Source organism: Bacillus sp. FSL P2-0099 (genome assembly GCF_038007445.1).
Lineage (GTDB): Bacteria > Bacillota > Bacilli > Bacillales > Bacillaceae_G > Bacillus_A > Bacillus_A mycoides.
The window spans coordinates 365,353-377,485 of the sequence record NZ_JBBOXE010000002.1 but is presented as its reverse complement, the minus strand read 5'-3'; the positions used below and the strand labels follow the sequence as shown (position 1 = coordinate 377,485).

The 12,133-nt window shown below is 35.2% G+C and carries 8 protein-coding genes and 2 pseudogenes; 5 read left to right on the top strand and 5 right to left on the bottom strand.

Annotated elements, in window-relative coordinates:
• Positions 1-280: 280 nt before the first annotated feature.
• The 4 genes and pseudogenes from MKY90_RS29420 to MKY90_RS29405 all read right to left on the bottom strand — a co-directional run bounded on the left by MKY90_RS29420 (position 281) and on the right by MKY90_RS29405 (position 2,922).
• Entirely contained in the window at positions 281-1,015 is a 735-nt protein-coding gene (locus MKY90_RS29420) for a Bax inhibitor-1/YccA family protein (RefSeq protein ID WP_002169667.1), read from the bottom strand.
• A 39-nt stretch (positions 1,016-1,054) separates the two neighbouring features.
• Positions 1,055-1,849 (bottom strand): ABC transporter permease, encoded by a 795-nt coding sequence (locus MKY90_RS29415; protein WP_341093655.1) that lies wholly within the window; start codon positions 1,847-1,849, stop codon positions 1,055-1,057.
• On the bottom strand, positions 1,846-2,544 hold the full coding sequence (locus MKY90_RS29410) for an ABC transporter ATP-binding protein (RefSeq protein ID WP_002144211.1): 699 nt from the start codon (positions 2,542-2,544) through the stop codon (positions 1,846-1,848). The genes MKY90_RS29415 and MKY90_RS29410 overlap by 4 nt, the downstream gene beginning before the upstream one ends.
• Positions 2,541-2,922 (bottom strand): annotated as a pseudogene (locus MKY90_RS29405) (GntR family transcriptional regulator). Before MKY90_RS29405 ends, MKY90_RS29410 begins: the two are co-directional and overlap by 4 nt.
• A gap of 784 nt (positions 2,923-3,706) precedes the next feature.
• Between MKY90_RS29405 and MKY90_RS29400 the strand changes: the two are divergent.
• The 4 genes and pseudogenes from MKY90_RS29400 to MKY90_RS29385 all read left to right on the top strand — a co-directional run.
• Positions 3,707-5,689 (top strand): methyl-accepting chemotaxis protein, encoded by a 1,983-nt coding sequence (locus tag MKY90_RS29400; RefSeq protein ID WP_341093653.1) that lies wholly within the window; start codon positions 3,707-3,709, stop codon positions 5,687-5,689.
• Positions 5,690-6,126: 437 nt separating this feature from the next.
• A complete protein-coding gene (locus MKY90_RS29395) occupies positions 6,127-6,816 on the top strand; it encodes an IS6 family transposase (RefSeq protein WP_061675864.1) in 690 nt (229 codons plus the stop codon).
• 494 nt (positions 6,817-7,310) lie between these two features.
• Positions 7,311-7,532, top strand: a complete 222-nt coding sequence (locus tag MKY90_RS29390; RefSeq protein WP_235706420.1) for a hypothetical protein — start codon at positions 7,311-7,313, stop codon at positions 7,530-7,532.
• A gap of 215 nt (positions 7,533-7,747) precedes the next feature.
• Positions 7,748-7,974 (top strand): annotated as a pseudogene (locus tag MKY90_RS29385) (DinB family protein); the annotation flags it as partial.
• A gap of 644 nt (positions 7,975-8,618) precedes the next feature.
• Here MKY90_RS29385 and MKY90_RS29380 read toward each other — a convergent pair.
• On the bottom strand, positions 8,619-10,412 hold the full coding sequence (locus MKY90_RS29380) for a hybrid sensor histidine kinase/response regulator transcription factor (protein WP_341093651.1): 1,794 nt from the start codon (positions 10,410-10,412) through the stop codon (positions 8,619-8,621).
• A gap of 293 nt (positions 10,413-10,705) precedes the next feature.
• On the opposite strand from MKY90_RS29380, the gene MKY90_RS29375 reads away from it, so the two are divergent.
• On the top strand, positions 10,706-11,896 hold the full coding sequence (locus MKY90_RS29375; protein ID WP_215553235.1) for a serine hydrolase domain-containing protein: 1,191 nt from the start codon (positions 10,706-10,708) through the stop codon (positions 11,894-11,896).
• The last annotated feature ends 237 nt before the right edge of the window (positions 11,897-12,133 follow it).

The following is a 12,133-nucleotide window of genomic DNA, read 5'->3' as shown; positions in this document are numbered from 1 at the left end:
AAATTCACACCTGTCTTGTACATCTCCTCAAATATACAAACTAATTCCTTAACGTACAGCAAACACCTTAAAATGTGTCCAAGTTGTGTCTAAACGTACAATTTTCTTTTTTGGTATGGTGACCCTATACCTATCAAGCTAAGAAAAGTAAGTACCCCAAAATGAGAAAATTGGCATCCTCAGGTGAAAATGTACATTTTTTGTTTTGGGGGTACTTCAAAATTTTAGGTTGATGGGCATTCAAAAACATCCTGCATGTTTGAAGCATGCAGGATGTTTTCTAGTCTTTGTTTTTCATAATGTAAGAAACCAGACGAAGGATCTCCAAGTATAACCATACTAATGTCATCATAAGCCCTACTGCGCTGTACCATTCCATATACTTTGGCGCTCCACTATGAGTACCATTTTCAATTGAATCAAAATCTAGTAATAAATCTAATGCAGCAACAACAATTACAATTGTACTTATGATGATACTAATTGTCCCACCTTGGTGAATATATGGAACAGTCACCCCTAAGATGCTCAATAAGAAAACAATAAAATACATAATAAAAATTCCAAGTGTTGCAACCATTACAACCGCGCGAAACTTTTTAGTTACTTTTACTATTCGAGTTGCGTATAAAACTAACATGGCAAATAAAATTGAAATCGTTAGTAATACGGCAGTTAAAGCGATAGAATTACCAAAACGCATTGTATAATATGCTGAAATACTTCCTAATAAAATCCCTTGTAATACTGCATAAATCGGTGCGCAAATTGGGGATATGCGCGGAATGAATATAACTACAAATGCGACAATTAGAGTAACTATTATAATTCCAACTAACACAGGTATTTTCATTGTTCCTTGTGTCATCTGTACGTATGAATAGACAGACGCTGCAAGAAGTAAGATAAGCAAAATGAATGTTTTTGCTATCGTTCCGCCAATAGTCATCGTAGAAGCATTAGTATTCTCTTTATGAAATTTTTCTTTTTTTAATATTGGATTAGTTGTTCTCATTTTTTCCTCCTAAATACACTCTACCTTTGAAGCAGATCTTTATATTTCTAATTTTTTATCAATGATACGACCTGTAATAGCTGTTAGGACAATTATGAATAAGCAAGTGAAACAAATATCTAAAATAGTGAACCCTTCACTCGGATACAGTGATGTGTCAATAAAACCATTGTTATCTATGAACCCCTTACTCTTTATGGTGATTACATATTTCTCTAATTTACTTAAAACGTCCAGTATGAATGTTTGGATTATTAAGAATAAAGAAAGGAAAATAACTGATAAAACCATCTTACTCATTGATGACTTTATAGGAATCAGCTTTGTAATTACCATGGTGAAATAGCAGAAGATTAATATACTCATGAAATCGATTCCCCATAATAAAACAGAAAGTATGTGATGAAGAAATCCATATGCAAATAACTTATGAAATTCTTGTTGGTATCCCCCGACCACTTTTCCTCCGTAGGTACTTTGGGAGAAATAGTATAGAAAAATTAAGCCTATTACTAGTAAAAGAATAAACATTAACGTGAAAAAGAATAAATTTGCATATATATATTTTTTTCCTGAGATGGCTGTATAACGTATCATAGTATTTTTTAGCATTTTATTAAAAGAAGGCAAAGCTATTAAAAGCAATAAAAATGCAGTGATACCTATAATTAATACATATATACCTAATGTTATATCCTTTGTAAGCTGATTTGTTAGCTTTGATAGTCCCTTCATATTAAATAAAAAAAGTAATGAAATAGTTATAAATCCAAAATAAAGGATGGCTATCTTTTTTCTATTACAATTAAATAAATAGCGAAAAAGTGGATTCATTTCTCAAAAACCTCCTTAAATAACTCATGTACTGCTTTTCCATGGTGAAAACGAATTTCTTCTACATTTTCATGCAATACAATACTCCCGTCTTTTAAAAAGATTACCTCATCAAATATATTTTCAATTTCCTCTATTAAATGAGTCGAAATAAGAATGGTACTATCTTCACGATAAAAGCTAAGAATTAAATCTACTATATGCTTTCTAGAAACAAGATCAATTCCACCTAATGGCTCGTCTAATACATATACCGTTGCTTTTCTTGAAAAAGTTAATATTAGCTGTAATATCCCTGTTTTCCCTTTTGATAAGATGCTTATATTCTCCTCTAGCGGGATCTTAAAGTTAGCTATTAAATCTATTGCTTGTTGTAGATTAAAATCAGCATACATATCTCGATAGAACAACAAAGCATCTTTTACGGTCATCCATTTTTCAAAAACAGGACTATCAGGCATAAATGAAACGATTTTTTTCGTTTCTAATCCCACCTTTTTATCTTTAATTGTAATACTTCCTTTAGAAGGAAAACGTAAACCCGAAATCATTTTTAATAATGTCGTTTTTCCACTACCATTTTCACCAACAAGACCGATAATTTTTCCTTCTGAGATTGTTAGGCTTACATCTTGAATCACTGTTTTTAAATCATATCTTTTCGACAGATTTTCAACTTTCAATAATTCTTTCATTCATTTCCCTCCTTTTTCTTTTCCAAAGAAGAACGGAGTATTGAGAGAACCTCTTCTTCCATAAATCCTAAGTTATTCATTCCATTTATAAAATTATCAAGCAACTCTTTTGCCATTTCTTTGCGTAGCTCTGTAATTTTTTCTTCATTCATTGTTACAAATCTTCCTGTTCCTCTACGTGTCTCAGCAATACCTTCCCGTTCTAGCTCTTGAAACGTACGTTGAATTGTATTTGGATTAACTTGTAATTCACCCGCTAATTCACGTACAGCAGGAATTTTTTCACCTGGCGCCAAACGTCCTGTTACAATTTTTTTTTTTGATATATTCCATTACCTGAACATAAATAGGGGTATTAGGAGAAAACTCAGTTTTCATTTCTTTCCTCCTCTGTATTAGTGTACTAGACAAATAGTACACTAATGTAAATTATATGTAAATAGTTATTTTGAAAACCATAACAAATGGAAGGTGATATATTTAGTGAATTCATGTAAACACCCAGGTGCCAAAAATGACCGTTTATGGGACTTTATTTATTTCTATCCAAATAGAGAAATCTACTAGTCAAATTCAGTTTCAAAAACCCTTACCAAATATTTTTTCATTTTAATATTTAAAACTTATGTATACATGTTACAATATAGTCCTCCAATTTATTTTATTCTTCTATTTAGAATTTATGGTTCAGTAATCCAATAAAAAAGCGGCTGTAGTAACTAAATTTGTTAATGAAGTGAAGAATTTAGAGTAGTTTAAAAAGCCATTGAGTAGAATTATCCAGGGGATATATTCACTTAGTTAAGTTTTAGAGAATTTCTTATGGTAAGGATTTCATACAATTTAATTAGGCCTAAATTAAACCTTTTATCCAATCAAAACTAAAAACCATTTTAATAGAGTGAAGTATATATTTAATACGGTTTATTTGGAATAATTCTTATTTTTATATTTGCTTAAAATAGAAAAATAACATACTTGAAAGGGGGGATAAATAAAACTCCGCTTGTGAAAGCTATATCGCTATCTATGAAGATGCATGTAAAAGAATATAGTAGTAATTTCATTTCAAATGATACCATAAATAATTGTAGAAAAAGATAAAGGAGTAAACATTTAAATAAATAATATGAGTTGTAAGAATGAAAAGGAGAAGTAAATCGTGTTTAATATAAAAAAAAAATTGGAACAAATAAAGCTAAAAACGAAGTTGTCTATGGCATTTATTGCAATATTAATTATACCTAGTCTTATCGTAGGAATAACATCTTATGATGAGGCGAAAACAGATCTTAATGAAACAATTCTACAAACAGCAAAAGATAATGTAAGTATTTTAGATAAGATTGTTGATGATGAATTAGAAAATAAATATATAGATGTAACTTATTTTGCAAAATTAATCACACAAGGCAATTATAATCCTGATCAATTACAAAATGTACAGAGTAAATTTGAACAATATATACAGTTACATCCAGAGATAGAAACAATTTATTCCGCATCCAGTAACAATCAATTTATTCATGCGCCTGTTGGAGAAATACCAGAAGGATTTAATCCGTTAGAAAGTAGTTGGTATAAGGATGCTGTAAAAGCGAATGGAGAAATTATTGTTTCATCTCCGTATAAATCAAAAGCTACAGGAAATATGGTAATAGCGATTGCCAAACAAAATGCAGATAAAAGTGGTGTCATTGGTATGGACTTAAATATTGATGATATCGTAAAAACATCTAAAATGATAAAGATAGGAAAGCAAGGTTTTGTAGCTATAGTGGGTCAAGATAAAACTATAGTTGTTCATCCAACATTAAAACCTGGTGAAAAATTAGATAAATCTTTAGCAGATGAACTTTATAAGAAAGAAGATGGAGAGATTACGTATAGCCTCAATGGTGAGGACCGCAACATAAGCTTTAAGACAAATAAAAAAACAGGTTGGAAAATAGCTGGTGTAATGCCTACGAAAGAAATTGAAGAAGCTACCAATCCTATTTTTTATAAAACATTTGCTATAATAGGAGCTTCATTATTATTAGGTGGAATAATAATTTTCTTCGTTCTTAGATCTATTATTAATCCACTAAGACAATTAGTTATTTCAGCTCAAAGAATTAGTCGAGGAGATTTAACGGAGAAAATTGATATTCGTTCAAAGGATGAACTTGGTCAATTGGGTTATAGTTTCAATGCTATGGCAGAGTCTTTACGCAATATTATTTCACAAATTAACACATCTGCAGGACATGTAGCAGCTTCTTCTGAGGAACTAACTGCTAGTGTAGAGCAAGCAAGTGTTGCAACAGAACAAATTACAAAAGAAATGGAAGAAATCTCACATAGTGCAGAAGTTCAAAATAATGAAGTTGAGTCTGGAGCTAAATTAATAGGTGAGGTAACACGAAATATTCAATGTGTAGCTGATAATGCTTCTGAAGTATCGAGCTCATCTTTATATACAAAACAAAAAGCAAATGAGGGGGAACAATTAGTAGAACAAACTGTAACACAAATGCAGTCTATACATAATTCTGTTTCCCAATCCGATAATGTAATTAAATTATTAGATAAGAAATCGCAGCAAATAGGCACTATATTAGAAGCGATTCAAAATATTGCTGAACAAACAAATCTACTAGCACTAAATGCGGCGATTGAGGCGGCTAGGGCAGGAGAACAGGGACGTGGATTTGCAATTGTTGCGGATGAAGTTGGGAAATTAGCGGAACAATCAGGACAATCTTCAATGGAAATTGGAAAATTAATTAAGGAAATACAATTAGATGTACATGAGACTGTTAAAGCTATGAATGAAGTAGGAATAGAAGTACAGTCGGGAATTAAGGTAGCGAATGATACAAAACAAAGTTTTTATAAAATTTCAAATTCAGCGAATGATATCGTTTCCAAAATACATGGTATGGTGGACCTATCAAATAAGATGACATCTGATGCAATGCAAGTCGATACATCTATTAATCAAATAGCAGTAGCTGCAAAAGAGAACACCACAAGTATGCAAACTATAGCTGGTTCATCCGAAGAACAACATGCTTCCATGGAAGAGATAAATTCTTCAGCAACTCAATTGGCACAAATGGCAGAAGAACTTCAAGAGTTGATTGGAGGGTTTAAGGTATAAGTGAGCATTTTAAAATATAATTGTGTGAAGTGTTATAAGTCATAGCAAGTAAATGCTAATTATGACACTTGTAAATGAGGACCAACTACTTTAAAAGGTAGTTGGCCTCTTTTCTTGGAGGGAAATTTATTAAATCTATTTAAATGAAAAGTTTAAATAGATTTAATAAAAATTGAGAAAATGACAATATATCCTTTTTTAAAAAGATACAAAGAAAGAGGACGGAAAATCCGTCTTCTTCATCTAATTTCAAATAATATCTGATGATTTGTAAGCCCAGTCAAGGTATGCAGGTTTACCGCCACTACTAAATGATAGTTCAAAATCACCAGCCTTAAAGCCTTGCGGGAAACCTTCTTTATTACTTTTCCAGGTTCTGTTGCAAAGTTTTTAAAAGTAAGCTAAACTTTTTCAAAATAGAGTGAGGAGAATCACAAATGAGATATTTTAAAGGAAAACAATTTAAGAAAGATATTATTTTAGTAGCCATCGGCTACTATTGTCGTTTTTCTTTAAGCTATCGCGATGTATCTGAACTTTTGAGAGAGCGTGGCATATCGGTTCATCCAACAACTATTATGCGTTGGGTCCATGAATATGGAAATTTGATCTATCAAATCTGGAAAAAGAAAAACAAAAAGGTACAATCATCGTGGAAATTAGATGAAACTTATATAAAAGTGAAAGGAAAATGGCGTTATTTATATCGTGCGATTGATAAGGATGGATATACATTGGATATTCAACTTCGAAAAACAAGAGATCATCAGGCAGCATATGCCTTTATGAAAAGATTGGTGAAGGCTTTTGGAGAACCAACGGTTCTTACAACGGACAAAGCCCCAGCGCTACTTTGCGCGTTTAACAAATTAAAAGAACAAGGTTTTTATAGACGTACAACTCATTGTACAGTCAAACATTTGAACAATCTCATTGAACAAGACCATAGACATGTAAAAAGGCGTTTTGCCAAATCCACAGGATTTCAAAGCCTTCGTCATGCTTCACGTACTTTGAAAGGTATTGAAACCGTTCATGCTCTATATAAACGAAAACGAAGTTTGCAACAACCAAACTTCGTTTTTTCGACGTATAATGAATTACAACAATTACTAATGATTGAATAAGACCCATCTGCAATCATACCAACTTTTTCTCTGTTAAGAAACTTTGCAACAGAACCTTCCATAGTTATACATAGGTACATTAACATAATAAGGATATGGATACATAAAAGGAATATAGTACATTTTTCTCAACCCTTCACGATTTTATAAAATTATCCTATGCACTGGTTAAGTGAATGTACTTAGATTAAAGGTAACTTTTGTAAAGAAGGCTTTTTAGCCTAAAAGGGGTACGGAAACAATTATGGATTTCAGGGGCTAATCTAGGATTAAATTCAACAATTTAATTTTGATAAATCCATTTTAGAGCTTCTAAAGCCTTTAAAATAAACAACTTGCTATATTATTAATAGAGTATGCTCTATTGATAATGCTTGATATGACTAGGTTTATCTCAATATCGTTATAAATCTGCATAATCCTGACGTGACCCCGTTTAGTTTTTAGACATATAATATAAATGTTTATTTAATTATTAACTGAGGTGAATTATTATGATAAATCCTTACTGTATTAAAAACAGGGCAATAGGCGGAGTCTATACAACCCATGGAGCTCAAGCAACAATGCATGCAGTATATCATGCAATGCAGCATATGCCATACTATCAACATCCAGCTATACCTTATTATGAAACCATACAATATTATCCCTTTATAGAATATACACCTCAAAGTATATATCCTACTATTTTTACAACAATTCCACTTTATTAACCATCCTCTTGTTTTTAATTGCTTTTAAACTGTACAGACAAACCCCCCCACCCCCCTCACTTTTTGATTATAGCTACACTCTCCATTCGCGCCTATTTTCCAATTACTCCGTTTTGTAATCTAATTCAGACCATTGTAAGAATCAGAATCATAACTGATCAAGAGCTTTGTTAAATGCTCAACATGGTATTTCTCATCACGGCTGATAACACTGAAAACTAGCTTCACAGTATGAAGAATGGATGAATAGCCAAAAAGATTTAGAACAAAAAATTAATTTGAATAATCCTTGGTCAGGTGCTAGAGAGACTGCATACTCAGAAATTTTATTTCATGTTGCTAACCATGGTACCTATCAGCGAGTAACATAACAGCCATGCTAAGACAACAGGGGCACGCTTCAACAATGAATGACCTAGCATTATATTGGTATCAGAGTTAGGGCAAATAGTACTTGTAAATTAATGATGGTTCATATGAGAATCCAATAAAATATTCATCTGTTTTCTATAATAAATGTCCTTTAATTAAACTAACGGGGGCATTAGCTTAATAAACCAAATTAAAAAAATCGGCTCCTTTACGTAAAGGAATCGATTTTTTTGCTACAGTTTTCTTAACGCTGTAAATCCGCATTTCCCTAACGTTACTCCTGGTAGGGGTAGCACCACATGCCCATCAACTTAAGAATTTTATAACGCCCCAAAAACAAAAAAAATGTACATTTTCACCTAAAGATGCCAATTTTCTCGTTTTAGAGTATTTGTTTTTTGGGGGGGTGATGGGCATGGGGGATAACAATGATTCGTTCTTTTTCGGACCACTTGTAAAAAACTTTGAAAGGTATGATAAAACAATGACTTTAAGGTAATTAAATTTGAAGTTTTCAAGAAGATTTTCTTTAAATGTATTCCGTCCACTTATTTTCCAGCAATATTTACAGGTGTTCTGTAAACAAATTTTGTTAAATTCATTCCAAAAGTTAACGGAACTCTAATTCTGTTACTTAAAATAATGAGTGGCCCAAAAAATAGTAATCGTTGCCGTGCCCCGAATACGGAAAAATGATTATATCTTGAGTACCATCTACACAATATTTTCCTTTCGGGCCCTTTTTATTGCTTCTTCGCGGTTGTTGACGCTGAGCTTCGAGTAGAGAGTCGAGCAATAATTGCGGATCGTTCCCTCCGATAAAAATAATTTGGCGGCGATCGACTTATAACGCAGTCCACCTGACAGATGCTCCAGAATCTCCATTTCACGTTTCGTAAGCCCGTACGGGAAGTTTTCCTGACTTGAACCGATCTTCTCCAATTGCTCGCGTTGACTTTTCATCTCTTCGAAAATTCGCGTAGCGACCGATTGATCGATCCAGATTCCTCCGTTATAAATTAGTTTCAAGGCTTCCTTCATCTCTCGCGGATGAATCGACTTCAGCATGTAGCCCTCCGCCCCGTGCTCCAATGCAGTTGCTGCCTGCAAGGAATCCTCAAACGTTGTCATGAACACAACCTTCATATCAGGCCATCGTTGTTTCATCTCAAGTAAAGTTTCAATCCCGCTCATTCCCTGCATACTAATATCCATTAGCACGATATCCGGTTGGGACCGCTCACAATGTTCTAATGCTTCGCCACCGTCCCTGGCTGTACCAACTACGTTAAAATCAGTATGCTGATCCAAAATTTGCTTCAAACTGTCGGTAATGATCACCTGGTCGTTAACGAGCAGCAGGCGGATTGTATCATGTGCAGGCTCTGTCTGCAACGGAATATTACATATGACGAAAGTTCCTTGTTCTGGCTCGGAATGCACGGACACCGTGCCGTGAAATAGCTTAAGTCGTTCCTTCATCCCATTAAGTTCAAATCCAAATTGGATTTCTTCCATTCCGATGCCGTTATCTTCGATCTGTAACCTGAGATGCTGACTCTCGAAATACAACTGAACGGATATCAAGCTCGCCGAACCGTGCCGAACTGCGTTGTTCAGAGACTCTTGAAGGCAACGATATAGACAAAAGTTTATTTTTTGCATAACGAGAGTCTCGCTGCCAATCACATGGAATTTGACCATTATACCTGTTGACTTCATAAAATCTTCGGTAAATTGCCGTAGAGATGCACTTAACGAATGGTTCAATGGAGTATGAGAGAGCTGATGCAGATGTTTTCGGATATCAACCAGACTGTGTTGGGCGATTCCGACAAGCGAATCGATCCTCTCTATCTGTGAATTCGGTACGGACGATCGCAGCGATTCGACGCCGACGATGAGTGAGGTAAGCGTATGGCCAATCGTGTCATGCAGCTCATGTGACAGCCGGCTGCGCTCCTCCATCAGCGTAAGTTCCTCAATCCGCTCAATATGCTGCTCCAGCAATAGCTTTTGCTCATGAATAATTAGGGCTTGCTTATGGGACTGAATTAATATATTAAACGTGAAGCCGATGGCGAATCCAAAACCGTTGCTAACGATAAATTCATACGGGAGACGACCAGCGATCCAACTGTTCAATGCCGGCAATATGATTCCACAGAGGATACCTGTCCATACATAGGTTCTTTGATTGCTGGCCAAGCCGATATTCATCACAAGTAAAACGAAAGACCAAAGTAACTCCGGTGCTGTATAGGCTAAATAAAGATGAAAAACCCCCGCTGCCATGACGTCGACTGCAAGATACCAATCTGCATTTCTACACCAGGCGATTAATGGAACGAGATAAACGACGAAAGCAAAAGAAAATAAGACCCAAAAAGACGCATCGATTAATGACGGTTTGATAAAACTAGCGCTTATGATAATGACCATCCAAAGCGTTCGTATGGCCACAAATATCCAATCATACCAGAACCATTTTTTTATTATAGAGAACACGGATTATGCACACCTACTTGTATTTTTTAAAATAAATTCTGAATAAATCAAACCTATCATGCACCATAAACTTCTGATCCGTCAAGCGAAAGAGAGGGTAAACAGTTAGAATTTACTGTAACAAGCACGTCACATGAGATATTTGACAGTTTGTCATATGGTATATGTGACAAGTCCAATTCCGAGTGTCAACAAAAGTTTGGCGGTTTCATCACTATCCGATTTAACAATTTTGGGGATAAGGTGAGGATGTAAAGCAACACAACATTCCAAAATAATAGGAGCGATACGTTATGAAATTACTCAAGATTCAAAAAGGAGCTGTACTTGCATTAACAGCTATATCGGCGAGTACACTGGTATTTTCTGCTTATGGGTCTGTAAACCCGGTACAGACTAAAGGCGCGGTACAAGTGGAGACAGAGAAGGAAAAGAAAAGCAAGCATCGGGATGAAGTCAAACGCGTCATTGATGAGGTGGTAACCATCAAAGGAGTCCCAAGTGTCATAGCTGGCGGGTTACAGAACGGGAAACGCTGGTCTTACGCTACAGGTACAGCCAGTTATGAAGTACCACACCCGGTGGAGTCCAATTTTTCATTCCGTATTGGAAGTATTTCAAAGACTTTCACAGCGTCCGTTGTATTACAGTTGGCTGACGAGAAAAAATTGAATCTGGATGATTCGATTGAAAAATGGCTGCCAGGTGTCATAAAAGGTGAAGGGTATGATGGCAACAAAATTACGATCCGTCAGTTATTGAATCATACAAGTGGGCTTGCTAGCTATACAGATTTGGATTTCCGAGATATTACTTTGCCTCAAAATCCATACCGTTACTATTCCGTCGATGAGCTTATCGACCTTGGACTTTCAAAGCCACCTGTATTTGCACCAGGGAAGGGCTGGAATTATTCCAATATGAATACTGTACTAGCCGGTCAAATTATTCAAAAGGTAACAGGAGAAACGTATGCGGAGCAGATCAGGAAACGGTTTATCATACCGCTTGGAATGAAAGGGACATTTGTGATGGGAAATAGTCACGAAATTCCGGGTAAGCATGCCACAGGATATAATATGGATAGATCGGGTCATTTGTATGATTTAACAGAAATGAATCAATCATGGGCAAATGCGGCGGGAGATATAGTCTCAACAGTTAATGATTTGACTACCTTCTTCAGTGCGTTGTTGGGCGGGAAGCTTCTGACTCCAGAGATGATGGACCAGATGCACACAACAGTAGATGGACCTTTTGGTAAAGTCGGACTAGGGATTTATGAATTTAAAACAGCGGACGGGCAATCTTACTGGGGGCATGCCGGAGGTACTTTCGGATATGAATCGAGAGCCGTCGGATCTCTAGACGGGAAGCATATTCTGGTAACGTGCATCAACTCGGTAGGTCCACAAGTAGCGCCAGCTCACGATAAAATAATCAATAAGGAATTTAGCCATTACGCAAGTCTAAACAGACAGTGAATTATATATGTTTGACCTGCTTGGAAAACGAAAACATACCGATCTATACATGGTTACGAGTGCCGGATCATATCTATCACTCCTCATTTGATTTATACACAAAAGGACCGTCAAGATGTTTTCCTAGCGGTTTTTCTTATGAGATGGATGTATATTGTATTCATAGAAGTTAACATAAAGTCCTATTATGGGTAGAAAGAAAAAGGCGGATCCTTACTCTCACAAGGGAACCTCCTT